At 60.4% G+C, this 26,319-nt stretch carries 30 protein-coding genes; 15 read left to right on the plus strand and 15 right to left on the minus strand.

Annotation, left to right across the window (positions count from 1 at the left end; all coding sequences use genetic code 11):
• Nucleotides 1–100 precede the first annotated feature (100 nt).
• Both KD146_RS16755 and KD146_RS16760 read right to left on the minus strand, forming a co-directional pair.
• Nucleotides 101–784, minus strand: a complete 684-nt coding sequence (locus KD146_RS16755) for a response regulator transcription factor (protein ID WP_212659974.1) — start codon at nucleotides 782–784, stop codon at nucleotides 101–103.
• Nucleotides 785–940: 156 nt separating this feature from the next.
• Nucleotides 941–1,624 (minus strand): YggS family pyridoxal phosphate-dependent enzyme, encoded by a 684-nt coding sequence (locus KD146_RS16760; protein WP_212659975.1) that lies wholly within the window; start codon nucleotides 1,622–1,624, stop codon nucleotides 941–943.
• Between the two features lie 130 nt (nucleotides 1,625–1,754).
• Between KD146_RS16760 and leuS the strand changes: the two genes are divergently transcribed.
• Genes leuS through holA form a run of 3 tightly spaced genes read left to right on the plus strand, consistent with a single transcriptional unit; the run spans nucleotide 1,755 to nucleotide 5,888 of the window.
• Nucleotides 1,755–4,373 carry a leucine--tRNA ligase gene (gene leuS, locus KD146_RS16765; RefSeq protein ID WP_212659976.1) on the plus strand — a complete coding sequence of 873 codons (2,619 nt, stop codon included), beginning with the start codon at nucleotides 1,755–1,757 and terminating at the stop codon, nucleotides 4,371–4,373.
• Nucleotides 4,360–4,866, plus strand: a complete 507-nt coding sequence (locus KD146_RS16770; protein ID WP_212659977.1) for a hypothetical protein — start codon at nucleotides 4,360–4,362, stop codon at nucleotides 4,864–4,866. Before leuS ends, KD146_RS16770 begins: the two co-directional genes overlap by 14 nt.
• Nucleotides 4,866–5,888, plus strand: a complete 1,023-nt coding sequence (gene holA, locus KD146_RS16775; protein WP_212659978.1) for a DNA polymerase III subunit delta — start codon at nucleotides 4,866–4,868, stop codon at nucleotides 5,886–5,888. The genes KD146_RS16770 and holA overlap by 1 nt, the downstream gene beginning before the upstream one ends.
• A gap of 25 nt (nucleotides 5,889–5,913) precedes the next feature.
• Here the strand turns inward: holA and KD146_RS16780 are convergent, their stop codons facing one another.
• The 8 genes from KD146_RS16780 to hemE all read right to left on the minus strand — a co-directional run bounded on the left by KD146_RS16780 (nucleotide 5,914) and on the right by hemE (nucleotide 14,490).
• Complete coding sequence (locus KD146_RS16780; protein WP_212659979.1) at nucleotides 5,914–6,786, minus strand: ParB/RepB/Spo0J family partition protein; 873 nt, start codon at nucleotides 6,784–6,786, stop codon at nucleotides 5,914–5,916.
• 10 nt (nucleotides 6,787–6,796) lie between these two features.
• Nucleotides 6,797–7,597, minus strand: coding sequence for a ParA family protein (locus tag KD146_RS16785; protein ID WP_212659980.1), 801 nt, complete (start codon nucleotides 7,595–7,597; stop codon nucleotides 6,797–6,799).
• Between the two features lie 24 nt (nucleotides 7,598–7,621).
• Nucleotides 7,622–8,269 (minus strand): 16S rRNA (guanine(527)-N(7))-methyltransferase RsmG, encoded by a 648-nt coding sequence (gene rsmG, locus KD146_RS16790; RefSeq protein WP_212659981.1) that lies wholly within the window; start codon nucleotides 8,267–8,269, stop codon nucleotides 7,622–7,624.
• Nucleotides 8,269–10,131: a tRNA uridine-5-carboxymethylaminomethyl(34) synthesis enzyme MnmG gene (mnmG, locus tag KD146_RS16795; protein ID WP_212659982.1), complete on the minus strand. Its 1,863-nt coding sequence runs from the start codon at nucleotides 10,129–10,131 to the stop codon at nucleotides 8,269–8,271. Before mnmG ends, rsmG begins: the two co-directional genes overlap by 1 nt.
• Before the next feature lie 83 nt (nucleotides 10,132–10,214).
• Nucleotides 10,215–11,507 carry a tRNA uridine-5-carboxymethylaminomethyl(34) synthesis GTPase MnmE gene (mnmE, locus tag KD146_RS16800; protein ID WP_249327936.1) on the minus strand — a complete coding sequence of 431 codons (1,293 nt, stop codon included), beginning with the start codon at nucleotides 11,505–11,507 and terminating at the stop codon, nucleotides 10,215–10,217.
• Nucleotides 11,508–11,559: 52 nt separating this feature from the next.
• Nucleotides 11,560–12,825 carry a transcription termination factor Rho gene (gene rho / locus KD146_RS16805; protein WP_212659983.1) on the minus strand — a complete coding sequence of 422 codons (1,266 nt, stop codon included), beginning with the start codon at nucleotides 12,823–12,825 and terminating at the stop codon, nucleotides 11,560–11,562.
• 183 nt (nucleotides 12,826–13,008) lie between these two features.
• A complete protein-coding gene (gene hemJ / locus KD146_RS16810; protein WP_212659984.1) occupies nucleotides 13,009–13,434 on the minus strand; it encodes a protoporphyrinogen oxidase HemJ in 426 nt (141 codons plus the stop codon).
• Between the two features lie 30 nt (nucleotides 13,435–13,464).
• A complete protein-coding gene (gene hemE, locus KD146_RS16815; protein WP_212659985.1) occupies nucleotides 13,465–14,490 on the minus strand; it encodes a uroporphyrinogen decarboxylase in 1,026 nt (341 codons plus the stop codon).
• A gap of 434 nt (nucleotides 14,491–14,924) precedes the next feature.
• Between hemE and KD146_RS16820 the strand changes: the two genes are divergently transcribed.
• Genes KD146_RS16820 through dnaQ form a run of 4 tightly spaced genes read left to right on the plus strand, consistent with a single transcriptional unit; the run spans nucleotide 14,925 to nucleotide 17,661 of the window.
• Nucleotides 14,925–15,527, plus strand: a complete 603-nt coding sequence (locus tag KD146_RS16820; RefSeq protein ID WP_212660090.1) for a Maf family protein — start codon at nucleotides 14,925–14,927, stop codon at nucleotides 15,525–15,527.
• Entirely contained in the window at nucleotides 15,524–16,351 is an 828-nt protein-coding gene (locus KD146_RS16825) for a shikimate dehydrogenase (RefSeq protein WP_427857118.1), read from the plus strand. Before KD146_RS16820 ends, KD146_RS16825 begins: the two co-directional genes overlap by 4 nt.
• Nucleotides 16,352–16,353: 2 nt before the next feature.
• Entirely contained in the window at nucleotides 16,354–16,947 is a 594-nt protein-coding gene (coaE, locus tag KD146_RS16830) for a dephospho-CoA kinase (RefSeq protein WP_212659986.1), read from the plus strand.
• A complete protein-coding gene (dnaQ, locus tag KD146_RS16835) occupies nucleotides 16,948–17,661 on the plus strand; it encodes a DNA polymerase III subunit epsilon (protein WP_212659987.1) in 714 nt (237 codons plus the stop codon). It begins immediately after the preceding gene.
• A 69-nt stretch (nucleotides 17,662–17,730) separates the two neighbouring features.
• Here the strand turns inward: dnaQ and secB are convergent, their stop codons facing one another.
• Together secB and KD146_RS16845 are read right to left on the minus strand one after the other, a co-directional pair.
• Nucleotides 17,731–18,246, minus strand: a complete 516-nt coding sequence (secB, locus tag KD146_RS16840) for a protein-export chaperone SecB (RefSeq protein WP_212659988.1) — start codon at nucleotides 18,244–18,246, stop codon at nucleotides 17,731–17,733.
• An 81-nt stretch (nucleotides 18,247–18,327) separates the two neighbouring features.
• Nucleotides 18,328–18,786, minus strand: a complete 459-nt coding sequence (locus tag KD146_RS16845) for an FxsA family protein (RefSeq protein WP_212659989.1) — start codon at nucleotides 18,784–18,786, stop codon at nucleotides 18,328–18,330.
• 160 nt (nucleotides 18,787–18,946) lie between these two features.
• Here KD146_RS16845 and KD146_RS16850 point away from each other — a divergent pair, with 160 nt between their 5' ends.
• Genes KD146_RS16850 through KD146_RS16860 form a run of 3 tightly spaced genes read left to right on the plus strand, consistent with a single transcriptional unit; the run spans nucleotide 18,947 to nucleotide 20,649 of the window.
• Nucleotides 18,947–19,660, plus strand: a complete 714-nt coding sequence (locus tag KD146_RS16850) for a Tim44/TimA family putative adaptor protein (RefSeq protein ID WP_212659990.1) — start codon at nucleotides 18,947–18,949, stop codon at nucleotides 19,658–19,660.
• Between the two features lie 30 nt (nucleotides 19,661–19,690).
• Nucleotides 19,691–20,284 carry a Smr/MutS family protein gene (locus KD146_RS16855; protein ID WP_212659991.1) on the plus strand — a complete coding sequence of 198 codons (594 nt, stop codon included), beginning with the start codon at nucleotides 19,691–19,693 and terminating at the stop codon, nucleotides 20,282–20,284.
• On the plus strand, nucleotides 20,281–20,649 hold the full coding sequence (locus KD146_RS16860) for a helix-turn-helix domain-containing protein (protein WP_212659992.1): 369 nt from the start codon (nucleotides 20,281–20,283) through the stop codon (nucleotides 20,647–20,649). The genes KD146_RS16855 and KD146_RS16860 overlap by 4 nt, the downstream gene beginning before the upstream one ends.
• Before the next feature lie 80 nt (nucleotides 20,650–20,729).
• Here the strand turns inward: KD146_RS16860 and hslU are convergent, their stop codons facing one another.
• Genes hslU through hslV form a run of 3 tightly spaced genes read right to left on the minus strand, consistent with a single transcriptional unit; the run spans nucleotide 20,730 to nucleotide 23,112 of the window.
• Nucleotides 20,730–22,040: an ATP-dependent protease ATPase subunit HslU gene (gene hslU, locus KD146_RS16865; RefSeq protein WP_212659993.1), complete on the minus strand. Its 1,311-nt coding sequence runs from the start codon at nucleotides 22,038–22,040 to the stop codon at nucleotides 20,730–20,732.
• Nucleotides 22,037–22,555, minus strand: a complete 519-nt coding sequence (locus KD146_RS16870; RefSeq protein ID WP_212659994.1) for a GNAT family N-acetyltransferase — start codon at nucleotides 22,553–22,555, stop codon at nucleotides 22,037–22,039. The genes hslU and KD146_RS16870 overlap by 4 nt, the downstream gene beginning before the upstream one ends.
• Complete coding sequence (gene hslV / locus KD146_RS16875) at nucleotides 22,552–23,112, minus strand: ATP-dependent protease subunit HslV (RefSeq protein WP_212659995.1); 561 nt, start codon at nucleotides 23,110–23,112, stop codon at nucleotides 22,552–22,554. Before hslV ends, KD146_RS16870 begins: the two co-directional genes overlap by 4 nt.
• Nucleotides 23,113–23,615: 503 nt before the next feature.
• Between hslV and hisB the strand changes: the two genes are divergently transcribed.
• The 5 genes from hisB to KD146_RS16900 all read left to right on the plus strand — a co-directional run bounded on the left by hisB (nucleotide 23,616) and on the right by KD146_RS16900 (nucleotide 26,248).
• A complete protein-coding gene (gene hisB / locus KD146_RS16880) occupies nucleotides 23,616–24,203 on the plus strand; it encodes an imidazoleglycerol-phosphate dehydratase HisB (protein WP_212659996.1) in 588 nt (195 codons plus the stop codon).
• Between the two features lie 95 nt (nucleotides 24,204–24,298).
• Nucleotides 24,299–24,646: a DUF2628 domain-containing protein gene (locus KD146_RS16885; protein WP_212659997.1), complete on the plus strand. Its 348-nt coding sequence runs from the start codon at nucleotides 24,299–24,301 to the stop codon at nucleotides 24,644–24,646.
• A complete protein-coding gene (hisH, locus tag KD146_RS16890) occupies nucleotides 24,643–25,293 on the plus strand; it encodes an imidazole glycerol phosphate synthase subunit HisH (RefSeq protein ID WP_212659998.1) in 651 nt (216 codons plus the stop codon). The genes KD146_RS16885 and hisH overlap by 4 nt, the downstream gene beginning before the upstream one ends.
• Complete coding sequence (gene hisA, locus KD146_RS16895; protein WP_212659999.1) at nucleotides 25,290–26,021, plus strand: 1-(5-phosphoribosyl)-5-[(5-phosphoribosylamino)methylideneamino]imidazole-4-carboxamide isomerase; 732 nt, start codon at nucleotides 25,290–25,292, stop codon at nucleotides 26,019–26,021. The genes hisH and hisA overlap by 4 nt, the downstream gene beginning before the upstream one ends.
• Nucleotides 26,021–26,248, plus strand: a complete 228-nt coding sequence (locus KD146_RS16900) for a hypothetical protein (RefSeq protein WP_212660000.1) — start codon at nucleotides 26,021–26,023, stop codon at nucleotides 26,246–26,248. Before hisA ends, KD146_RS16900 begins: the two co-directional genes overlap by 1 nt.
• The last annotated feature ends 71 nt before the right edge of the window (nucleotides 26,249–26,319 follow it).

Below are 26,319 nucleotides of genomic sequence, written 5' to 3' on the forward strand. Positions count from 1 at the left end.
GGCCCCGCCAAAGCGGAGCCGTTTCATCCTATAGGGCATTTTACGCGCATTTATACCCGATTTTGTGTTTGCGCCCCGCCGTCCACGGCTTTCACGGCTTTCACGGCACCAGACGGTAACCGCCCTCTTCGGTAACCAGCAAACGGGCGTTGGACGGGTCGCGCTCGATCTTCTGACGCAGCCGGTAGATATGGGTTTCCAGCGTATGGGTGGTGACCCGGTTATTGTAGCCCCACACTTCCTTGAGCAGGATATCGCGCGACATGGTCTTGGGGCCCTGACGATACAGGAACTTCAGGATCGCTGTTTCCTTGTCGGTCAGGCGCACCTTGTTGCCGTCATTGGTCTCGAGAACCTTCGCTGACGGCTGGAAGCTGTAGGGTCCAATCGTGAAGACCACATCTTCGCTCTGGTCATGCTGGCGCAGCGCCGCATTGATGCGGGCCAACAGCACGGGAAAACGGAATGGCTTGGTCAGATAGTCATTGGCGCCCGAATCCAGCCCACGAATCTGGTCGGCATCGCTATCATGGCCGGTCAGCATCAGAATCGGGCTGTTATAACCCTCTGCGCGCAGGACCTTGACGGCTTCACGGCCATCCATGTCGGGCAGTCCGACATCGAGAATGGTAAGGTCAATATTGTTTTCGCGCGTCGACTTGAGCGCATCATTGGCCGTTTCGGCCTGCAGGATCTCAAAATCCGGGAGCGTTTCGAGCTGCTCGACCAGGGTTTGACGCAGGTCCGCATCATCGTCCACTAGCAGAATGCGTCGCTTGTTCATTGTTTTCTCCGGTCTTTTTGCGTCGACCTGCCCAACGGTCACAATATTGCGACCGGTTTTTGGCCTGCCAATCACAACGGCGTTATCCTGAACAACAACGTGCCCGCCCCCGGAGAAGTTGCAGGCAATCAGCCGGTAATGACAATATTTCTTGGCTCAGGCCTCAATTATCGTGGGCCGGTGACCAAACAAAGCCGATCCCACCCGCACATGGGTTGCCCCCATACCGATGCCAACCTCGAAATCGCCACTCATGCCCATAGACAGCTGACTGACACCCGCCGCCTGTCCCAACGCTACCATCTGGGCGAAATAGGGGCCGGGGGGCACGCCGTCGGGGGGAATGCACATCAGCCCGACAATGTTAAGCCCGTGCTCGTCCCGGCAGCGCTGCACGAACCCAGCTGCCTCAGCGGGCGCAACGCCGGCCTTTTGCTCTTCAAGCCCGATATTGACCTGCACAAAGCACGGCAATTGTCGTCCCGCGCGGTCCATTTCTTCCGCCAGAACGCCGGCCAGCTTGTTACGATCAACTGTTTCAATCACATCGAACAGCGCCACCGCCTCGCGCGCCTTGTTGGTCTGCAATGGGCCGATCAGGTGCAGCTCGACATCACTGAAGCGCTCACGCAGCCCTGGCCATTTCTGACTGGCTTCCTGCACCCGGTTCTCGCCGAAAACCCGCTGTCCAGCTTCCAGAAAAGGCGCAATTGCCTCGGCGGGGAAGGTCTTGGATACCGCGACCAGCGTCACCCGATCAGGCGGCGGTCCGAAGCGGTCTTTGGCCTTTGCGATCCGCTCATTGATCGCGGCGAGATTGCTGGCGGCACTGGCTTCCATGCTTTCGCCCTGTTCCTGTTGACCTAGCGGGGTATTTCTGGTGATGGTCCGGTAGACAAAATCCCCCATAAACGCAAGCCGCTCTGGACCTTCCAGCGTGCATTGCGACATTCACCCGAGGACGAGCCAAGTGAGCGGCGAACGCTACAATCCGCGCGAGATGGAACCCAAATGGCAGCAGGTCTGGGATCAGGCCAAAAGCTTTGTCACATCCAATGATGACCCGCGCGAACCCTATTACGTCCTTGAGATGTTCCCCTACCCTTCGGGGCGCATCCACATGGGTCATGTCCGCAACTACTCCATGGGCGATGTGGTAGCGCGCTATCACCGCGCCAAGGGCAAGAATGTGCTCCATCCCATGGGTTGGGATGCGTTCGGTCTGCCAGCGGAAAACGCCGCAATCGAGCGCAACACCCATCCGGGCACCTGGACGCGCCAGAATATCGCCTCGATGAAGGCACAGTTGCAGTCCATGGGTCTGGCGATCGACTGGACCCGCGAGATCGCCACCTGCGAGCCGGAATACTACCAGCACCAGCAGGCCATGTTCATCGACATGATGGAAGCGGGCCTGGTCACGCGCAAACAGTCCAAGGTCAACTGGGACCCCATCGACATGACCGTGCTGGCCAATGAGCAGGTCATTGACGGTAAGGGCTGGCGCTCGGGCGCCCCTGTGGAACAGCGCGAACTGACCCAGTGGTTCTTCAAGATTTCCGATTTTGCCGAGGATCTGCTCGCCGGGCTTGATACGCTCACCGAATGGCCTGAAAAAGTACGCGTCATGCAGCGTAACTGGATCGGCAAGTCCGAAGGCCTGCGCCTGCTGTTCGCACTGGTTGAGGGCAATCAGACCAACGCCAAGTCGATCGAGGTTTTCACCACCCGTCCCGACACCATCTTTGGCGCCTCTTTCATCGCGCTCTCAGCCGATCATCCGCTGGCCACCCAGCTGGCTGCCGACAATGCCGAACTGACCGCCTTCATCGCTGAGTGCCATGCTCAGGGCACTGCGACAGAAACCCTTGAAAAGGCAGAGAAAAAAGGCGTCTTCACCGGCCTGCACGTGCAGCACCCGGTGATCGAGGGCGCTACTCTGCCCGTCTATGTCGCCAATTTCGTATTGATGGATTACGGCACCGGCGCCATTTTCGGCTGTCCTGCCCATGATCAGCGCGATCTGGATTTCGCGCGCCGTTATGACCTGCCGGTCAAGCCCGTGGTGCTGCCCAGCGGCGCCGATGCCGCGAGCTTTGCCGTCGCCAACGAAGCCTTTACCGATGCCGGCACCATCTTCAATTCCGGCTTTCTGGATGGACTGACCATTGACGAGGCCAAAAAGGCCGCAGCGGCCCATTTCGAGGCCCGCACCGTCGACGGCAAGCCGCAGGGCACGGTCGAGGTCAATTACCGTCTGCGCGACTGGGGTGTCTCTCGCCAGCGCTATTGGGGTTGCCCGATCCCCGTGATCCATTGCGAGGTCTGTGGCACCCTGCCCGTGCCCAAGAAGGATCTTCCTGTCGTGCTGCCTGAGGATGTCAGCTTCGACAAACCCGGCAATGCGCTTGATCATCACCCCACCTGGAAGCACGTCAACTGTCCGCAATGCGGCGGCGCAGCGCGGCGTGAAACCGATACCATGGACACCTTTGTGGATTCGTCCTGGTACTATACCCGCTTCACCGCACCGCATGCGGCGACGCCAACCGTGCCCGAGATTGCCAATCGCTGGCTACCGGTCGATCAGTATATTGGTGGCGTCGAGCATGCGATCCTGCACCTGCTCTATTCGCGCTATTTCACGCGCGCCATGAAGGCGACGGGCCATGTGGGGCTCGACGAGCCGTTCAAGGGCCTGTTCACCCAGGGCATGGTCACCCACGAAACCTATAAGTCGCCCAAGGGCGAATGGGTGGCGCCGGCCGATATTGTGGTCGAGACCAATGGCGAAACGCGTAGCGCCAAGCACCTCAAATCGGGCGAGGCGATTGCCATCGGCTCGGTCGAAAAAATGAGCAAATCCAAGAAAAACGTCATCGACCCCGATGAGATCGTCGCGACCTATGGCGCCGATACCGCGCGCTGGTTCATGCTTTCGGATTCTCCCCCGGAGCGCGATGTGCAGTGGACCGAATCCGGCGTCGAAGGCGCCAGCCGCTTCCAGCAGCGCGTCTGGCGTCTGGTTGGTGAAACGATCGAGATCGTTAAACAGTCTTCCCAGACTGTTCGCGTAAAAGACGACGACGAGGGGCTGGCGCTGCGCAAGATCATCCATCGCGCGGTGCACAATGTCGGCGCCGATATCGAAGGCCTGCGCTTTAACCGCGCTGTGGCCCAGATCTATGAACTCACCAACGCTTTGGTGCGGGCCGAAGGTATTTGCGCCGTGGCACCTGCCAGCCGCCTGGCGGCACTGGAGCTTGGTGTTTCCCACCTGATCCAGTTGATTGCGCCGATGATGCCGCATCTGGCCGAAACCTGCTGGGAAGCCCTGGGCAAGACTGGCCTTGTGGCCGACGCCCCCTGGCCTGACGTCGATGAGAGCCTTCTCGTCGACAATGATGTGACGCTGCCCATCCAGTTCAACGGCAAGCGCCGCGGCGAAATCACTGTTGCCAAGGGCATGCCGGCCGCCGAAGTGGAGAAACTTGTCTTGTCTATGGACGAGATTATCCGCATTCTTGACGGCAAGGCTCCAAAAAAGATCGTCATCGTCCCGGACAGGATCGTCAATGTCGTTGTCTAACGCGCTTCGCCGCACGGTTCTGGCTGGTTTCATGCTCGGCATCGGTGCGGCGCTGGGCGGCTGCAGCTTCTCCCCGGTCTATAGTGGCACCTTGGCGAGCCAGCCTTCGCTGAACCTCGCCTATGCCAAGCCTGCTAATCGCCTCGAACAGCTGATCTATCAAGAACTAGCCCTGCGCTTGGGCGAATCGACCTCGGAAACCGCCCCGCTCGCCACCGTCTCGGCGAGTGCCGGTGGCGGCGACATGCTGGTTACCGGTAACCCCAGCCCCGCCATTCCGGTTGAGGTTAAGGTCACCGCGACCCTGACAATTACGGCACGCGACGGCAGCGACGCCGAGGCGCGCAGCTTCACCCGGACTGCGTCGGCGAACTATACCCGCTCGGGCCAGATCGTGGCTGATAATGCCGCCGCCGATGAAGCGGTAGAACGCGCCGCCAGAGGCGCTGCCGAATCATTGCGTTTGGCCGTTTTGGCAGGTCTGAACCGCTAATGGCGGCACTGAAGGCCCATGAGGTTGCACGCTTTCTCACGCGCCCGGACGTTGATGAGGGTATCTTCCTGGCCTACGGGCCTGATGCCGGTCTGGTACGCGAGACAGCACAGCGCCTGATCCGAAAATTGAGCGGCGACGACCCCGAACAGGCCAGCATCGTGACCCTGGATGGTTCCGAAGTTGATGCTGATCCATCTATTCTCGCAGTCGAAGCGAAGACCATCTCCCTGTTTGGCGGCAAGCGTATTGTCCGTGTCCGTGGCGCGGGCAAGTCACTGGTTATGACCCTCACTGAACTGCGTGACGATATGCAAGGCGCCTCTATCGTGCTCGAGGCTGGCAATCTCCCTCCCAGAGACGCCCTGCGAGCCCTTGTGGAGGCTGCAAAGAACGGCCGGGCCCTTCCTTGCTATCCCGACAGCGATGAGGCGCTGGCGGCCCTTATACGAGACACGTTCAACCAACAGGGTATTCGTGTGGACGCCGACGTCGTCGGTACACTGCGCGAAATCCTCGGTAATGATCGCGAAATCACCCGTCGCGAACTCGAAAAGCTCTGCCTCTACGCTGCCGCGAGCAAGGAGCTTTCACGCGAGGACGTGCTATTGCTCTGTGCCGATAACGGTATGCTGGTGATAGACGCCATTCTGGACGCAACTGGCGGCGGCCATGCCGAGCGGCTCGAACTGGCGCTCAATCGCGCCCTGTCGTCAGCCGTTGATCCGCAGCGATTACTGCGTATGTGTATGATTCATTTTGATAATTTGCGCCGTTGGCGGACCGAAGTGGATGCCGGGAAGGCGCCGCGGGCCGTGCTGGACGGCCAACGCCCCAAGCCACACTTCTCCCGCATTGGCGCTCTAGAGCAGCAATTGCGACTCTGGTCCGATAATGCGCTGGCGACGGCAAGCGCCCGCATTCTGCAGACGACCGCCGACACCCGCCGCCGGCCGGGTCTGGCCGAACCGGCCTTGCGGCGCACCTTGCTGGCGATATGCATGATGGCAGCGGCCCGCTAGGCCCGCCGCAGCGTTTCACGTGAAACTAGTTCGAGCCGGTCAGCTTGAGGCAGATACCATCAAGCTGCTCCAGCGTCTTGTAGCGTATTTCAAGCTTGCCGCCACGATCGCCGTGTGAAAGCGAAACCGACAGACCCAGGGCATCTGCCAGACGCCGCTCAAGCGCCACGGTATCCGGGTCTCGCACGCTCGCCGATGCACTGGGTTTCTTTGTCCCGGCAATGTCGCGCTGCTGGCTCAATGCCTCTGCATCCCGCACCGACAACCCCCCGGACACGATCTGCCGCGCCAGCGTAGCCGGATCCTCAGCCGTAATCAGCGTCCGCGCATGACCGGCCGTCAGCGATCCACTCGACACCATTTCACGCACGTCTTCGGGGAGGCGCAGCAGACGCAGCGTATTGGCCACGTGAGAGCGGCTCTTGCCGATCACCTGGGCCAGATCCTGCTGGGTATATTCAAACTGTTCGATCAGTTGACCATAACCCATAGCTTCTTCGAGCGGATTGAGATCGGCACGCTGCACATTCTCGATAATCGCGAGTTCAAGCGCTTCCTTGTCATTCACGTCGCGAATGATAACGGGTACGTCATGCAGTCCAGCGCGCTGCGAGGCGCGCCACCGGCGTTCACCCGCGATCAGCTCAAAGATGTTGGGATCGTCGCTCGGACGCACCAGCAGGGGCTGCATCACACCCTTCTCGCGAATCGAGTTCGTGAGTTCTTCCAGCTGCTCGTCATTGAAGGTGCGGCGGGGATTGGACCGGTTAGCGATGATGAAATCAACCGGTAGGCGCTTGATTCCGCCCGATTCGGTGACGCGTGCACCCTCGACAGTGGCCATATCGCCAATCAGGGCGGCCAGCCCGCGGCCAAGACGTGTGGGTTTTTCGTTCATGGACGGGCTCCTATGCCGCGTTGAGCTGCCGCTCGCGGCGGATCACTTCGGTTGCCAGCCGCAAATAGGCCTGGCTGCCGGCACATTTCAAATCATAAAGCAAAGCGGGCTTGCCATAGGAGGGCGCCTCCGACAAGCGGACATTGCGTGGAATGACCGTGTCATAGACCAGCGACCCCATTTCGCTGCGCACGTCGTGCAGCACCTGTTCACTCAGATTATTGCGCTTGTCGAACATGGTCATCACCACACCCTGGATCGACAGCCGTGGATTGAGCGTCGAGCGAATCTGCTCGATGGTCTGCAGCAGCTGGCTAAGACCCTCCAGCGCGAAAAACTCACACTGCAGCGGCACAAGCACCGCGTCTGCTGCGACCAGAGAGTTCACCGTCAACAGGTTCAGTGATGGGGGGCAATCAATCAGGATATAGGAGACCGGCTTCTCATTGATCGTCAAATCACCAAGCTGCTTGAACGCATTACGCAGTTTGAAGGCACGATCCCCATGTTCTGCAATGGTCAGCTCAACGCCGAGCAAATCCATCGTCGAGGGCACAATGGCCACGTTGGGAACGCTGGTCATGATGGCTGCTTCGGCGACCGTCGCTTCGCCGACCAGCAGATCATAGGATGAAACCTCGCGATCCGTCCGCGAAATGCCCAGCCCCGTGGACGCATTGCCCTGCGGGTCAAGGTCCACGATCAGGACGCGTTCGCCGATGGCAGCCAATGCCGTGGCAAGGTTGATGGCCGTCGTGGTCTTACCCACGCCACCCTTTTGATTGGCCAGTGTCAGGATACGGGGCGCCACTATCGGCCTCCAGCTCGTTCGCCGCTAACTTACTGATTTCGCTTTCAAATCCGAAAGCGTAAGCAAAACACCGCTTCGATCGGTGTCGCTAGGCGTTAATACCACGTTAAAGTCCCACAGCGCACCCGTTTCCGCGAGTTCTTCAACATGTTCCCGGCCTTTGTGCAGAATCGCCCGGGTTTTCGGCGTCACAAAGGGCTGCATCCAGCTACAGAGCTGCGGCAAGGAGGCCAAAGCCCGCGTGGTGATGACGTCCGGGGCTGGTGTTTCACGTGAATCAACCTGATCCGTGCGACGTCCCTCGACACTCACCAGCAAGCCAAGCTCCCGTGCTACTGTCCGCAAGAAGCTGACCTTACGGCCATTCGGTTCAATCAGGGTGAACTGCCGATTCGACCCTTTAAGGGCGATCGCCAACGGCAGCGCCGGCAGCCCCCCGCCGCTACCGAAGTCCAGAAATGACTGATCGGTTTCCGTCAGTAGCTTAAGCACCTGCAGACTGTCTGCGAAATGCCGCGTCCAGACTTCATCCAGTGTTTCACGTGAAACAAGATTCTGTACACTCTGCCATTTCCGCAGCAGCGCAGCATAGGATTCCAGATCCGCGCCAACCTCATCCAGGCCCCGCGCAAAATAGGGGGTGTAGGGGGCTATTGCCGAATAATCTGCCATTAGCTCGCCTTTCGCAATTCGCCACGACGGATCACGGCTAGCAGCAACGTGACGGCTGCAGGCGTCATGCCGTCCATGGCTTGCGCCTGGGCTATTGTCTGTGGGCGATACTGGTCCAACTTCTGGCGAAGTTCCATCGACAGGCCGGGGATAGCCTCATAATCGATACTATCGGGAATAGGTTTTTGTTCGTCTCTGCGGACCGCATCAATATCGTCCCGCTGTCGATCGAGATAGACCGCATACTGGGCATCGACGACCAATTGTTCGATCACAACCGGCGCAATTTGTCCGATCTCGGGCCAAAGCCGGCTGACATCTGTTGGGTCGACGTCCGGATAGGACAGCAGATCAAACGCCGACCGTGATTTACCGTCTTCGTTGACTGCAATACCTGCTTTTCGCGCCGCGCTGGGCGTTGTCGATAAGGACGTCAGCAAGCGCATGCCTTTGGCCAAGGCCTTGGCCTTTGCCGTAAATAGAGCGGTTCGCTCCTCACCCACCAAGCCGGTAGCAATTCCCAGAGGCGTAAGCCGTTGATCGGCATTATCGGCACGCAAGTGCAGGCGGAACTCGGCTCGGGAGGTAAACATGCGGTACGGTTCGCTTACCCCCCGCGTTACCAGATCATCCACCATCACGCCAAGATAGCTTTCGGTGCGCGACAGCATGAGACGCTCACGCCCCGCTGATGCCAGTGCTGCATTGGCACCCGCCAGCAACCCCTGCGCACCCGCCTCTTCATAGCCCGTTGTTCCGTTAATCTGCCCAGCCAGATACAGCCCGGGCTGACGCTTGACCTCCAGCGTCGGACGCAGTTCGCGCGGATCAACATAGTCATACTCAATCGCATAGCCCGGGCGAACGATCTTCACATTTTCCAGACCGGGCATCGAACGCAGAAACGCTTCTTGCACATCCGCTGGCAGGGATGTCGACAGGCCATTGGGATAGATCGTGGTGTCATCCAGTCCCTCTGGCTCGAGGAAGATCTGATGACTGTCGCGATCGGCAAAACGAACAACCTTGTCTTCGATCGAGGGACAGTAGCGCGGCCCGCGGCTGCTGATCTTGCCCGAATACATCGCTGAGCGGTGCAGATTGTCCGAAATGATCTTGTGCGTTTCTGCGGTCGTTCGTGTGATGTGGCAACTGACCTGGGGGGTGGTGATCGCCTGCGTCATCGCGGAGAACGGCTCAGCTGGCGTATCGCCGGGCTGATCCTCAAGTACCGAGAAATCAATGGTGCTACCATCCAGGCGCGCCGGTGTACCTGTCTTGAGACGCCCGAGCTGCAGCCCCATCGCTTCAAGGCGCGTCGATAATCCCAGGACCGGTGCTTCACCCATGCGACCCGCCGGCGTGGTTTGCTCACCGCGGTGGATCAGCCCGCGCAAAAAGGTACCGGTTGTGAGGACCACAGCCTTAGTGCCGAGAGCGCGGCCGTCAAGTAACTTGACACCGGTAACGATACCATCGCTGACGACAATATCGTCAACTTCGCCTTCGATTACCGTTAGATTGGCCTGGCGCGAAATCGCCGCCTGCATCGCATTGCGATACAGCTTTCGATCCGCCTGCGCTCGTGGTCCGCGTACCGCCGGACCCTTGCGGCGATTGAGCACACGGAACTGGATACCGGCTGCGTCGGCGACATGGCCCATCAGACCATCGAGCGCATCGATCTCGCGAACGAGGTGGCCCTTCCCCAGACCACCAATAGCGGGATTGCAGCTCATTTCGCCGATGGTTGCAAATTTGTGGGTGACCAGCGCTGTCGGGACGCCCAGGCGTGCCGATGCCGCCGCGGCTTCACAGCCGGCGTGACCGCCCCCAACGACGATGACCGCGTAATCATTCATAGGTCTGATCTCCAGACGGGCTCAATAGGCCAATGTTTCACGTGAATCAATTCCGCACCAAGCATGGCAGTGTTTCACGTGAATCATTTGCCGATGCAGAAACTGGAAAACAGCCGGTCCAACACGCGTTCGGCGTCCACTCGCCCCAGTAATCGTTCCAGCGACTGAGAGGCCAATCTAAGGCTTTCAGCCGCGATTTCAGGGACCTCAAGCTGCGTCTGGGCACTATCCAGTGCGTCGATGGCGCTCGCCAGTGCGACCCGGTCGCGGGCGCGGCTGATCAATGCGGGCTCGCCGCCCATAATGGTGCGCCCAATTGACTCGATCGCTGCGAGTAATTCGGTCAGGCCCGCACCTGTAGCTACCGAAACCAGATGATCAACGTCGGGCGCGGCGCCTATGTCTTCCTTGGTCCCGATACGTAGATCCGCCCCGGCCCTCAACGCACTATCGGTGTCCTCAATATCGGGCGCAGATAGCCATAAGACGATATCAGCTTGGCTGATTGCATGTCGGGCGCGCCGTACGCCCTCCGCTTCCGCTTTGCTATCCGTCTCACGCAGCCCCGCTAGGTCGAGAAGGATGTAGAGTTGACCGTGAATGTCCAATGGGACTTCACGAACGTCGCGCGTGGTGCCAGCTTCATCTGTCACAATGGCAATGTCGGATCGCGCCAGAGCATTGAGTAGGCTGGATTTTCCGGCATTAGGGGCGCCCGCGAGCGCCACGCGAATACCTTCGCGCACCACCCGACCATGCTCGGCTGATGCCAACGCCAGACCGATATCGCTTTGAAGGGTCGCAATGCTGGAGCCGAAGCTTTGCGGCAAGGCATCGCTGACATCACCTTCGTCGGAAAAATCGAGCCGTGCCTCGATCTCGGCGCGTAGATCCAGCAGTTGATGGCGCCAGCTGTCGACATGCTGGCTCAGACCGCCTTCAAACCGGGCAAGCGCCTGACGGCGCTGGTTCTCTGTTTCTGCCTCAAGCAGATCGCCCAGGCCTTCGATCTCGACCAGATCGAGTTTGCCGTTTTCAAATGCCCGACGGGTGAACTCGCCAGCTTCGGCCAGGCGAGCACCTTGGGTTGTCAGGAGCTTGAGGATAGCGCGCACACCGGCTGGCGAACCATGCACCTGCAATTCTGCGCAATCTTCGCCGGTAAAACTGTGCGGTGCTGGAAAATAGGCGACTAGGCCGCGATCAAGCAGCGATTGGTCCCCGATGGGGCGCAAGCTCAATCGGCGGGGCTCTGGCAGGCCACCAGCGACGCTTTTGATGATTGTCGCAACATCGGGACCCGAAAGGCGGATGACCGCCACCCCCGAAGGCGGTGCCCCGGAGGACAACGCCACAATTGTGTCGCCCGACCGCATCTCGATCAGGCCAGGTCATGGGCGGCAGCAATCAGCAACACGCCCATGGCTGTTAGGTGTTCATCGAGTCGAAGAAGTCGGAATTCGTTTTGGTCTGACGAACCTTGTCCATCAGGAATTCCATGGCATCAATCGTCCCCATTGGATTGAGGATACGACGCAACACGTACATCTTCTTGAGAATATCGGGTTCGATCAGCAGCTCTTCCTTGCGCGTGCCCGACTTGGTGATGTCGATGGCAGGGAAGATACGCTTATCAGCAACCTTGCGATCCAGAATGATTTCCGAATTGCCGGTACCCTTGAATTCTTCAAAGATCACTTCATCCATACGTGAGCCGGTATCGATCAGCGCAGTGGAGATAATGGTCAGCGAGCCACCGTCTTCGATGTTGCGGGCGGCACCGAAGAAACGCTTCGGACGCTGCAGGGCGTTGGCATCTACACCACCGGTCAACACCTTGCCCGACGATGGCACCACAGTGTTGTAGGCGCGGCCCAGGCGGGTGATTGAATCGAGCAGAATCACCACGTCATGCTTGTGTTCAACGAGGCGCTTGGCCTTTTCAATCACCATTTCAGCGACCTGCACGTGTCGGCTGGCAGGTTCATCGAAGGTCGAGGAGATGACTTCGCCGCGCACCGAGCGCTGCATATCGGTCACTTCTTCTGGCCGTTCGTCGATCAGCAATACGATCAGATAGCATTCAGGGTGATTGGCGGCGATTGATTGTGCAATATTCTGCAACAGTACCGTCTTACCGGTACGTGGCGGCGCAACAATCAAAGCGCGCTGGCCCTTGCCCAATGGTGCCACCAAATCCAGTAGGCGCGCCGAACGATCTTTGACGGTCGGATCGGGCATCTCCATGCGGAGGCGTTCTTCAGGATAAAGCGGGGTGAGGTTGTCGAAGTTGACCTTGTGGCGAACCGCCTCAGGATCCTCGAAATTGATGGTGTTGACCTTGAGCAGCGCAAAATAGCGCTCGCCATCCTTGGGAGACCGGATCTGGCCTTCAACCGTGTCGCCGGTCCGCAGACCAAAGCGACGAATTTGCGAGGGGCTCACATAGATATCGTCGGGACCGGGCAGATAGTTTGCGTCCGGGGAGCGCAGAAAACCGAACCCGTCGGGCAGGATCTCAACGACGCCTTCGCCGGTGATGTCCACTTCCTGGGCGGCCAGTTCCTTGAGAATGGCAAACATCAATTCCTGTTTGCGCATGGTCGAAGCGTTTTCGACCTCGTGTTCTTCGGCGAACACCAGCAATTCGGCCGGGGATTTGGCCTTGAGCTCACTGAGCTTCATATTCTGCATGTAATCGATAAACCCTTGAGGGAAATCTGGACGACTAGTCTATTTGGGAGGGTAGGCACCGCGCAGCGACCCGGGCGGGTCAGCTTGTGAAATGGGATGCGTTAAAAGCCACATAACCCGATCTGGCGGTTGTTTCAAGGTTGAACCGTCGCCCAACCGCCAGATTCACGTGAAACAGCGATTTTAGAATGGCCGAACGATCACCATGATCACGATGATGATTGCCAGAACGAAGGGAATTTCATTGATCGCCCGGTAGAATTTGTGACTGCGGGTATTGCGGTCTTGGGCGAAGCCCCGCAGCAGGCTGCCGTAAAACCCGTGCACGCCACTCAGGGCGATAACCATCACCGCTTTAACCCACATCCAGCCCTGGGAAAAATCGACCAGTCCGAACCCGAAGGCCAGCCACAAGCCAAAGATCCAGGTGGCCAGCATGGCCGGGGTGATAATTCCCCGATAAAGCCGTCTTTCCATGACCTTGAAGGTCTCGGATTTGTCCGAGCCCACCGCCGCGTCAGCGTGATAAACAAACAGCCTTGGCAGGTACATCATCCCCGCCATCCAGGCGATCACCGAAAGCACATGCGCGGCCTTGACCCATTCCATGCTCGCCAACTCCTCAACAGTTCAGCAGATTTAGCCGTTTTTGACCCGCTCGATCAGCCGGGCGACATTCTCGATAGGTGTTTCTGGCACAATGCCATGACCGAGATTGAAAATGTGTGGCCTGTCGCTGAAGGCCTCAATGATCGCGTCAATCCGGTTGTCCATCTGCGCGCCGCCGGCCACCAGGCGCAGTGGATCGAGATTGCCCTGAACCGGCAGATCCTTGGGCAGGTACCTGGCTGCAAAATCCAGCGGCGTTGCATAGTCCAGACCCAGCGCATTGACCCCGGTCGCGGCTGCATAGCGCGCCAGATTGCCCGCAGCACCCCTCGGAAAACCGATAATGGGCGCATTTGGCACCTTGGCGCGTACGCCTTCGACAATTCGGCGATTGGGATTGATCACCCGCTCGTCAAAAGCCTGATCATCCAGATTAAGGGCCCAGCTCTCAAACAGCTGCACCACATCGGCACCCGCTGCAAACTGGGCCACCAGATAATCGATACTGGTCTGCACCAGAATATCCATCAGCTGACCAAAAGCTTCCGGGTGACGCACGGCGAACAGTCGCGCCGCGGCCTGATCAGTCGATCCACGACCGCCGATCATATAGGTCGCCACGGTCCAGGGAGACCCGCAGAAGCCGATCAGGGTCTTTTCAGGCGCCAGCGCTGCTCGTAACCCCTTCAGGGTCTCCAGCACGGGTGCCAGATGATCCAGAGCCTTCTCCGGCGTCAGCGAAGCGATACTGGTTTCATCGATCGGGTCGAGAATGGGTCCTTCGCCCTGCGCGAAGCGAACCGACTGGCCCAGCGCATCGGGGATCACCAGAATGTCCGAGAACATGATCGCTGCATCGAGATCAAACCGGCGAAGCGGCTGCAGCGAGACTTCAATCGCCAGCTCGGGGGTATAGCAGAGATCAAGGAACCCCTTGGATTGGGCGCGCGTTGCCCGATACTCAGGCAGATAGCGTCCGGCCTGACGCATGATCCAGATGGGCGGTCGTGCCTGGCGCTCACCGAGCACGGTTGCCAGCAATGGTTTAACGGTCACGCCTGACTTCCTTCCAAAACCCCTAAAGAGTCTTTCTGACTTAGTATTTGTATTATCATGGCGGTGTTTTGAGGCAATTCATGGCCATCCACAATCACCCTGGCTCGTGGCACAAGCGCGCAGCCCCATGGTTAAGACGGTGTTAACACTGTCGGTGCCCGCACATGGTTACCAGTCCTTAACAGGTCTTAACGAAAGCTTAACGGGCCGACTCCGGAGTCAACGATTCGCTGCGCGCGTGTGCAAAACCGCTTGGCAGGCGAATAACGTTCCGCATGGGTTATCCCCAGAGCTATCCATAGCCCCCCGGCAGACAGGGGCCGGGCCGAACTGTTAATAGATTGGTAACCAAGTCGAACAAGTTTGCCGATCAGCCAAAGTCATGAGTCATTGTCACAGCTTGGGCTTGAGCTGGGGATGACAGTGTGGAAAACATGCTAGCCATGCTGATCCTTGCGTCCAAGAGCACCACCCGCAAAGCACTGCTAGAGCAGGCCGGACTGGGTTTTTCCACCGCCCCCGCTGCCATTGATGAGCGGGCACTGGAAACGGCCGCCATTGCTGCCGGCGGCGATGGCCGTGATGTCGCCCTCCTGCTGGCCAGACACAAGGCTGAGGCGGTCGCCAAAACCCATCCCGGCGCCATTGTGATCGGTGCCGACCAGACATTGAGCCTGGGCACCGAGCTTTTGCACAAGCCCACTGACCGCCATGATGCCGCCACCCAGCTCGACCATCTGCGTGGCAAGACCCATCGTCTGCATGCGGCGGTGACACTGGTCCGCGATGATGTCCTGCTGTGGTCCGACATTCAGACCGCTGAGCTGACCATGCGCGAGTTCACCGCCCAGGAGCGCGACGATGTGCTCGATCGCGAAGGCGACGCCATTCTGGCCTCGGTCGGCGGCTATCGGCTCGAAGGGCCCTCCATTCGTCTGTTCGACAAGGTGGTTGGCGACTATTTCACCATTCTGGGCCTGCCCCTGCTGCGATTGCTGGCGGCGCTGCGCATGATTGCCCCCGAGACGCTGCAGTGATCATCAAAGCCTTTGTCATCGGTCATCCGATCAATCACTCGCGCTCGCCCCTGATCCATGGCAACTGGCTGGCGCAACACGCCATTGCCGGCAGCTATGAAGCGATCGATGTGGCGCCCGCCGATTTGCCAGCCTTCTTCCAACGCCTGCGCAGTGGCGAATTTGCCGGCGGCAATGTCACTATCCCGCACAAGGAAGCCGTGTTCGCCCTTTGCGACAGCATTGATCCCCTCGCCACCACCATTGGCGCGGTCAATACGCTGGTGGTCAACAATGGCCAGGTGCATGGCACCAATACCGACTATCTCGGCTTTCTGGGCAATCTGGACGCCGGCGCGCCCGGTTGGGACCGTGCCGGCCGCCCGGCTATCGTGATGGGGGCTGGCGGGGCTGCCCGGGCCATTCTGGTGGCGCTCAAGAGCCGCAACATCCCTGTTCACCTGCTCAATCGCACCCGTGCCACCGCTGACAAGCTGGCAAGAGAAATTGGTGGGGCCATCACCGCCGGTGCGCTGGGCGATTTCAACGCCCTGGCGCCGGGTGCGGGCCTTGTCGTCAATACCACCTCGATCGGCATGCACGGCACCCGGTTTAAGGATCTGGCCCTCGACCACTTGCCTGACGACGCGCTGATCACCGATATTGTCTATGTGCCGCTGGTAACTCCCTTGCTGGCCGATGCCCGCGCTCGTGGCCTCAGAACGGTCGATGGGCTGGGGATGCTGCTGCATCAGGCCGTGCCGGGGTTCAGTGCCTGGTTCGGCGTGCGCCCTAATGTGACACCGGCCCTGCGCGCGACGATTGAAGCGGCGCTGGAGCATTGAGCATGTGGCGCATTGGAGTGACCGGCTCGATCGCTACCGGCAAATCCACTGTGTTGCAGGCCTTTGGTGATCTCGGTGTTCCGGTATTTTCTGCCGATCAGGCCGTGGCCGAGCTCTATAGAGGCCAGGCAGTGGCCCCGATCGAGGCGCTGTTTCCCGGCACGGCACGCGATGGCGCCATCGACAAGGCAGCCCTGTCGCGCGCGCTGACGGCCGATCCATCTGGCTTTGCGCGCCTTGAAGCCATCGTGCACCCCCTGGTGCGCGAGCGCATTGCCCGGTTTTTCGAAGACGCTCAGGCGCAGGGTCACAAGCTGGCAGTTGTTGAGGTCCCCCTGCTGTTTGAAAGCGGCTTCGACTATGGTTTTGACGCAGTTGCGGTGACCTGGGTCGATCCCGCCATCCAGCGACAACGTGCCCTGGCGCGTCCAGCAATGAGCGGGGAAAAGCTCGACACCATCCTTGCCCGCCAGATGCCACAGGCCGAAAAGAAGGCACGGGCGAGCTATCTGTTTGATACCGCCATGCCGATCGAAGAGACCCGCGAGATGGTCGCCGCTCTGGTGGCTGCAATTCGCGCCAGGGATGCCAGCTAAATGAACCGCGAGATCGTCCTCGATACCGAAACCACCGGCCTGTCCCCCGCTTCGGGCGACCGTCTGGTTGAAATCGGCTGCGTTGAGCTGATCAACCACATTCCCTCGGGCAATCACTACCACGTCTATATCAACCCGCAGCGCTCCATGCCCGAAGAGGCGTTCCGCGTGCACGGGCTGAGCGAGGAATTCCTTGCCGACAAGGCCTTGTTTGGGGACGTGGTCAGCGATTTTCAGGCGTTTATCGGCGACGCCACACTGGTCATCCATAACGCGCCTTTCGATATGGGCTTTCTCAATGCCGAGCTGGAACGCGCCGGCCACAAGCCATTAGCCAATCGGGTCATCGACACAGTCATGCTGGCGCGCCAGAAGCACCCGGGTGCCCGTGTCAGCCTTGATGCGATGTGCAAGCACTACGGTATCGACAATTCGCGCCGCACGCTGCATGGGGCCCTGCTCGATAGCGAAATCCTGGCCGAGGTCTATCTCGAGCTGCTGGGCGGCAAGCAGGTCAGTCTCGCCCTGATCGCCGAAAGCAATGTGTCGGGCGCTGATGCCATCGCCACCCGCGTCACCGCCACCGCGCGGCCAACGCCGCTGCCAAGCCGGCTGACCCAGGCCGAAGCTGAGGCCCATGCCGCCTTCATCGGCAAGCTCGGTGACGACGCCATCTGGCAGAAATACCGCCAGGACGTCGTTTCGGCCTCCTGATACCAGCCAACAAAAAACCCCGGAGTGATCCGGGGCTCTTCAAATTCATATTCAGCGATCAGGGACCGATCAGTTGGGCTTGTCGGCGCCATCTGGCGTGGCCAGCGGTGCAGCGCCCTGCTGGGCAGCCAGCTTGGCCAGGTTCTGCCGGTAGATGGCAGCAAAATCGACGGGCTCCATCATCAGTGGCGGGAAGCCACCCTGCTGGGTCACGCTGGCCAGCACCTGGCGGGCAAACGGGAAGATCAGGCGTGGGCATTCGATCATCAGCAGCTGGCTCAGAGTTGCCTCGGGCACATTCTGCAGACGGAACACGCCGCCATAGATCAGTTCGACATTGAACAGCACTGTCTCTTCGCGATTGGCCTTGGCATTGAGCGTCAGCTCAACGGCATAGACTTCGTCGGTCTGCTTCTTGACCGCGACCGAAATCGAGACGTTGAAGGCCGGGTTGCCGCCGCCCGCCATGATCGAACCGGGTGCGCCGGGATTTTCGAAGGACAGATCACGGATATACTGGCCCACCATGTTCATCGAGGGCGTGTTGGCCTGGGCTGTTGCGTCGCCCTGGGTCTCGTCAGTCATAGACGGTTCCTTTGTCGAAAAAACGTTGCAGCTGGCTACCATCTTTGGGGTGAGGCCACAAGCGCGAGCCACCCCTAAGGGTTACTGTGGGCGGTAATCGTCGTCGTCCAGATCAATCACGCCGGGGCCGCCAACGCGGGGTTCATCGGGTTGATCAGAGCGGCGATAGCTGCTGGTGGCGCTGACCACGGTGAACCGACTGGCCAGCCCCGCATAGATCCAGCTGCGCACCGGCGGCAGCAGCAGGCCCAGCGCCACGAAGTCACTCAGAAAGCCCGGCAGAATCAATAGCAGCGCGGCCAGCCCGATCATCATGGCGTCGGCAATGGTGCGGCCGGGCAATTTGCCGGTGCTGACATTGTTGCGCAGCTGGCCGAGCACCTGCAGCCCCTGCAGGCGCAGCACCACCCCACCAAGCAGCGCTGCGCCTATAATCAGCGCCAGCGTAGGAAACAGGCCGATGGTCTGCCCCACCTTGATGAAGATCGCGATCTCGATAATGGGCAACACAAGCAGGCTAAGAGCAAAAAATCGGGCCAAGGTCGGGTTTCCTTCTCGCGCAAAGCGCGGCAAAACGGCGTTTACCCCATCGTGAACTGGTTTTGGGGTGAGGCTTTGCCTATATATAGTTCAAATCTGGCGCTCAGCGAGCGCTCCCGCGTCATTTTCCGACGTAGTCGACGGTAAGGTGCATTGCTCAATGGACGAATTCTTCGATCTGCCCACTCTCATCGTGATCGCTATCGCGGTTTTCGTGCTGTTCCGGCTGCGCTCCGTATTGGGCACCCGCACCGGCACCGAGCGCCCACCGCTTGAGCGCCGCAAGCCCAGCGACACCCCGGCCAATGAAGACACCGTGGTGCCGCTGCGTCCCAAGGGCACGGCTGCCCCCGAGCTTGATGAGGAACGCCGCGCCCGCAAGGTTGAGGCTGAGATCGAACAGTTCTCCCATGGCGATGCTGAACTGGCCGCCGGCTTCAAGGAAGTGGCTGACGCCGATCCGACCTTCACGCCCAAATCCTTTCTCGATGGTGCCAAGCAGGCCTATGAGATGATCGTGACCGGCTACGCCACCGGCGATCGGGCAACGCTGAAGAACCTGCTCGAAAAGGACGTCTATGAAGGCTTCCAGAGCGCCATCACCGAGCGCGAGGCCGCTGGCCAGACTGTTGATTTCACCTTTGTGGGTCTGCCCAAGGTCGAATATTCCGACGCTGAATTCGACAAGAAGACCGTCACGCTGACCGTGCGCTTCCACGCCGAAGTAGTCTCGGCGACCCGCGACAAAGACGGCAATCTGGTTGATGGCAATGCCGATCAGGTCCAGACCATCGCCGATGAATGGACCTTTGCGCGCAATCCCAAATCGCGCGACCCCAACTGGAAAGTCGTTTCCACCAGCCAGCTCGACTGAACCGAAAGCGGCGCGGCGGGTTCATGACTCATGTCTAAGCGTGATCCCCGGCGCCTGCCGCATGACTTTCATCTCTGGACGGCCGTCGCCGCGACGGTCGATCCGCTGCGGCGCAAGGGGCTGCTCAAGCTGGGCACCGGCCCCCTGCCCCTGCCCGCTGAGGAACCACCACGGCAGGCCCCGGCCAATGGCAAGGCCGCGCCCAAGCGCCAGGCGCCGCGCGAGCCGTTCCTGCCCCCCTATCAGGCCCCTCAGGCCAATAGCGCGCCGCCCGACAAGGCGGTTGATCCCTCGATCCGCAAAAAGCTGGGTCGCGGCCGCATCGAGATTGACGGCAAGATCGATCTGCATGACATGACCCAGGCCGAGGCCCGCTCTGCGCTGCACAGATTTGTCCAGGCCAAGGTGGCTCAGGGCGCCCGTACCATTCTGGTGATTACCGGCAAGGGCCTGAAATCCGATGATGATTATATCGCCGCCATGACCGGTCGGGGCATTTTGCGCACCATGCTGCCCATCTGGCTTAACGAGCCGTCTCTGGCGCCGCTGGTGTCGGGTTGGTCGGCCGCCGCGCGCAGCCATGGTGGGGAGGGGGCGTGGTATGTGCGCCTGCGTCGCCGATGACCCCATTGGGTGCCCGTATCCGCCAATTGCGCGAGGAGCGCGGCATTTCCCTCAAGGAAATGGCCGCCGCGCTCAATGTCTCTAGCGCCTATCTTTCGGCGCTCGAGCATGGCCATCGCGGCAAGCCCACCGGCTTTTTGCTGCACCGTATCATCGCCTTTTTCAATGTCATTTGGGATGAGGCCGAAGAGCTGCAGCGGCTGGCCGAAATCAGCGACCCCAAGATTACCATCGATACCGGCGGCATGCTGCCCGAAGCCACCGAGCTGACCAATCGGCTGGCTGCCGATATTGCCCGGCTTGATGCCGAGGATCTGCACGCCCTGCGCGACGAACTCGCCCGCCGGGCCTCCCGCAAGCGCTGAGTTTTCTCGTTCCTCGCTTGACCCACGATGTCATCCCGGCCTGCGCCGGGGTGACATCGCATTTGTGACGGGTTCGTCGGCTACAATACGAACTTGCTCAGATCGGTATCACCAGCCAGCGCGCCGACCTTTTCAGCCACGAAGGCCGCGTCGATGCTGATGGTCTGACCATGCTTGTCGGGGGCATCAAAGCTGATGTCTTCTACCAGTCGTTCCATCACGGTCATCAGACGCCGGGCGCCGATATTCTCGACCGTATCGTTGACCAGCACCGCCGCGTCGGCAATTGCCTCAATGGCATCCTGGCTGAATTCAAGCGTCACCCCTTCAGTGCCCATCAGCGCGATATACTGCTTGATCAGGCTGGCCTCGGTATCGTTGAGGATGCGGATGAAATCGCCACGCGTCAGCGCCTTGAGCTCCACCCGGATCGGCAGGCGGCCCTGCAATTCGGGCAGCAGATCGCTGGGCTTGGACACGTGGAAAGCGCCCGAGGCGATGAACAGGATGTGGTCGGTATTGACCGGGCCATATTTGGTCGAGACGGTGGTGCCCTCGATCAGCGGCAGCAGATCGCGCTGCACGCCTTCACGCGACGGACCGCCCTGTGCCCCGCCTTCGCGGTGAGCCACCTTGTCGATTTCGTCGATGAACACGATGCCGTGGTTCTCCACCAGCTCGATGGCTTCGCTTTTCAGCTGGTCCTGATCAAGCAGCTTGTCCGCCTCTTCGGCGATCAGCGGCTCATAGGCATCCTTGACCTTGATCTTGCGTTTGACGCCGCGCCCGCCCATGGCCGATTTGAACATGTCGCTCAGATTGATCATGCCGATGCCGCCATTGGGCATGCCGGGGATATCAAAGCCCCCGCTGCTGGCCGGTGGCGTCATTTCGATCTCGATTTCGCTGTCATCGAGTTCGTTATTGCGCAGCTTCTTGCGGAACGAATCGCGGGTTGCGGGCGTCGCCGAATTGCCCACCAGCGCTTCAAGCACGCGGTCTTCGGCATTCTGGTGCGCCTGGGCCTGTACATCGGCCCGGCGCTTGTCGCGCAAAACGGCAATCCCGGCTTCCACCAGATCGCGGATGATCTGTTCGACATCGCGGCCGACATAGCCCACCTCGGTGAACTTGGTGGCTTCCACCTTGATGAACGGGGCCTGGGCCAGACGGGCCAGACGACGCGAAATCTCGGTCTTGCCGACGCCGGTCGGCCCGATCATCAGGATATTCTTGGGGCTGACCTCGCGGCGCAGTTCGGGTGGCAGCTGCTGCCGGCGCCAGCGATTGCGCAGCGCCACCGCGACAGCGCGCTTGGCGTCATTCTGGCCAACGATATTGCGGTCCAGCTCACTGACGATCTCACGAGGCGAAAAATTGGTCTCACTCATTGGTCTGTCTTTCCTGGTGCCTTATCGAGCAAGCGCACCATCAAATGTTCGTCGATATAGCGGCCATTCACCGCCATGAAGCGCGGATCGGTGCCGTAGATTTCAAAGCCTGCCTTTTCGTAGAGGCGAAGGGCCGGGGCGTTGTGTGCGGCGACGCTGAGGTGGAGCTGTTTGACCTCGCCTCTGGCGTAATCGATCACCGCATCCAGCAGCGCCGCGGCGCAGCCCGTGCCGCGCATGTGCGGCCGCACATAGACCTGGATCACCCAGGCCCGGTGCGCCTGCCGCCCCTGGCTGACGTCAAAGGCCATGATCCCGACCAGTTCGCCATCCGGGGTCAGCCCGCCAAAGAACACCAGCTTTTCCAGCACCGCTTCGAGATCGGTGATGGCGTGCAGCACGAAATCCTCGGCCGCACTGCCAAAGGCTTCGGGATGATTGGTCAGGGCTTCGAGCCGTATGGCGCGGTAAGCCTCGACATCGGCCGGTGTCAGGCGCCGGATGGCGTAGCTCACGCGTCCAGCTCGATGGTTTCCAGCGTCACGCTGCCATTGGTGTAAACGCAGATCTGCTCGGCGATCGACATGGCGCGTCGCGCCACTTCTTCGGCGTCCATCTCGGTGCCCTGATGCAGCGCCAGCGCAGCACTCAGCGCATAATTGCCGCCCGAGCCAATCGCGGTAACGCCATGATCGGGGGTCAGCACATCGCCCGTGCCGGTCAGCACCAGCGTGTCCTTCTTGTCGGCCACGATCATCATCGCCTCCAGCTTGCGCAGATAGCGATCGGTACGCCAGTCCTTGGCCAGCTCGACCGCGGCACGCATCAATTGGTCGGGATATTGCTCAAGCCGGGCTTCAAGTCTTTCAAACAGGGTGAAGGCATCAGCGGTCGATCCGGCAAAGCCGCCGATCACCTTGCCGCCCGCCAGCCGCCGCACCTTCTTGGCGCCATGCTTCATGACGGTCTGGCCCATGGACACCTGGCCATCGCCAGCCACCACAACCTTGTTGCCCTTGCGTACCGACACGATCGTTGTCCCGTGCCAGCCGGGGAATGCAGAGTCACTCATGATGGAAAAAATACTCCAGAACTGTTGAGTGATATTTAGGAGCCTCAGCCCGGAATGCAACCGACGCGCCAAAACCCCGCCGCGCCTCGTTGGCGTCGCGGTGCACGGTAACGGGCGGCCGTTGACTCAACTGAAACAGACAATGGGGAGCCAAGGGCCGCCCGTCACGAGCCGGTTTTGTGCGGGGGGCGGTTCAGCCTGCGCCGGTGTTTCAGACGCGACTGCCGCTTGCCCCACTGGACGGGCGCCCCCATCCCCCGGTCTCCCCGCCCGACCCTGCGTTGGGGCCGGTGACTGGCGGGAACGGGGCTATGATGGCACGGAGTCTTGAGGGTGGGGATTAGATGAATATTTTTTTCGGTTCGCGCAGTCTGGCCGTCGCCTGCATCCTGTCTGCCAGGGAGAGGGGCGAGCCAGCGGCACCCAGATCCCCACGGCAACGCAATCTTTATGCGTTTGCCCTTATCTGCTAGGACAGCGCCGAACTTTGATGAGAACAGCCCATGCGTACCGCGACCATTGCCCGCAAGACCAACGAGACCGAAATCAAGGTCACGATCAATCTCGATGGCACCGGTGCGCACACCATGGCGACCGGCGTCGGCTTTTTCGATCACATGCTTGATCAGCTCAGCCGCCATTCCCTGATCGATATGGACGTGGCCTGCTCGGGCGATCTGCACATCGATTTTCACCACACGGTGGAAGATGTCGGCATCGCATTGGGCCAGGCTATCGCTCAGGCGCTGGGCGACAAAAAGGGCATTCGTCGATATGCCTCGGCCGATCTGCCCATGGACGGCACGCTGACCCGCGCCGCGCTTGATGTGTCCGGCCGCCCGTTTCTGGTGTTCCGCGCCGAATTCAGCCGCGACAAGGTCGGCGAGATGGACACCGAGCTGTTCCGTGAATTTTTTCAGGCCTTTGCCATGAATGCCGGCATCACGCTGCACATCGAAAACTTCTACACCGACAACAACCACCATCTGGCGGAGTCGATGTTCAAGGCGGTGGCACGGGCGCTGCGCGTGGCCGTGGAGATCGATCCGCGCACCGCTGATCGCATCCCCTCCACCAAGGGCACGCTCTAGGCTTTTGTTTTCGGCCCTTTTGCACTAATCCACCCTCATTCACGGTGTCACCCCGGCCAGCGTCCGGGATGACAGTCGCGGGACTGGAGCCACGTGTGACCCTTTACGCCATTTTTGATCCCCAGCCGGGCAAGCCTGCCCTGCCTGTCGCGGTCCCGGAAAAATTCTCCTGGCTGGCCGCTGTCCTGCCGCCGGTATTTTTCCTGCGCCATGGCCTGTGGCTGGAATGCCTGGCCTACGGTCTCAAAATTGTCGCGCTGGTCATCCTGGCCGGATTCATCGGTGATGACGCCGCGCTGCTGCTTTATGGCCTGCTCGCCATCTGGCTCGGTTTCGCCGCCCCCGGCTTTCGCCGCCATGGCCTGAGCTGGCGCGGCTGGCGCCATCGCGGCGACCGTATCGCTGCCAGTGCTGATCTTGCTCAATTGGAGGCCCTGTCGTGAGCCTTGTCACCATTATCGATTACGGCGCCGGCAATCTGCATTCCGCCGCTAAGGCATTCGAACGCATGGCCGAGGGGTTGGGCGGCATCACCATTGAAGTGACCGCTGATCCCGAGCGCGTCCGTCAGGCCGATCGCATCATGCTGCCCGGCGTCGGCGCCTTTGCCGATTGCAAGGCGGGGCTCGATGCCGTGCCCGGCATGGAAGAGGTTCTCGAAGAACGCGTCATCAAGGGCGGCACGCCCTTTCTGGGCGTCTGCGTCGGCATGCAGCTGATGGCATCCGAGGGCCGCGAGAAAACCGTGACCGCGGGATTGGGCTGGATCCCCGGTGCGGTGCAGGCGATCACACCGTCTGACCCAGCGCTCAAGGTGCCGCATATGGGCTGGAACACCATTTCCATCACCCACCCGCATCCGCTGTTTGATAATATCCCCGATGGCCCGGAAGGGTTGCACGCCTATTTCGTGCACTCCTATCACCTGGTGACGCAGAGCCCCGACACGCTGCTGGCGACCACCGATTATGGTGGGCCGCTGACCGCCTGTGTCGGCCGCGACAACATGTTTGGCACCCAGTTCCATCCCGAAAAGAGCCAGGCGCTGGGTCTGCAATTGATTGAGAATTTTCTGAGGTGGACGCCGTGATCCTGTTTCCTGCCATCGATCTGAAAGACGGTCAGTGCGTGCGCCTCAAGCTGGGCGACATGGAGCAGGCCACCGTGTTCAACGATGATCCCGCCGCCCAGGCCAAGAGCTTTGAGGATCAGGGGTTCGACTATCTCCACGTCGTCGATCTCAATGGCGCCTTTGCCGGGCAGAGCGTCAATGGCGCGGCGGTCGAAGCGATCCTCAAGGCCGTGAAATTCCCGGTCCAGTTGGGCGGTGGTATCCGCACCCTGGCCCATATCGAAAGCTGGCTCGACAAGGGTCTGGCCCGCGTCATTCTGGGCACCGTTGCGGTGCGCGATCCTGAACTGGTCAAGGCTGCCGCCAGCAAATGGCCCGGTCAGGTCGCCGTCGGCATTGATGCGCGCAAGGGCATGGTCGCCGTTGAAGGCTGGGCCGAGACCTCCGAGCTGTCCATCATCGAACTGGCCAAGCGCTTTGAAGGGGCGGGCGTGGCTGCCATCATCTATACCGATATTGATCGCGACGGCGTGCTGGCCGGCATCAACTGGGATTCCACCATCGAGCTGGCCCGCGCCACCTCGATCCCGGTGATCGCCTCGGGCGGCCTCGCCTCGATGAGCGATATCGAGCGTCTGACCCAGCCCGATTGCGCCGTGCTCGAGGGCGCCATTTCGGGGCGCGCGCTCTATGATGGCCGCATTGATTCACGTGAAGCACTGGCGCTGCTCAAGGCGGCTGGCTGATGAATGCCCCCCGCCCCCTGCTGATCAGGAACGTCAACTTCCTCTGGTATCTGGCGCCGATCGTGCCCATCTTGGCATTGGGTTATGCGGCGCTGATGAGCTGGCTACCGAGCTGGTCGCTGCTGATCGCCGTCTTCGCCTTTTTGATGTGGCTGTTCTCGCTGGGTTTCACGGTGTTCGCCGTGCTCAAGCGCAAGCGGCAAGAGCGTAAGGAACAGCGTCCGTGACCCTGAAGACCCGCCTTATCCCCTGCCTCCATGTCATGGATATGCCCGTGTCGCCCGCAGCGCCGCAGGCG

This window comes from Devosia litorisediminis (assembly GCF_018334155.1).
GTDB lineage: Bacteria > Pseudomonadota > Alphaproteobacteria > Rhizobiales > Devosiaceae > Devosia > Devosia litorisediminis.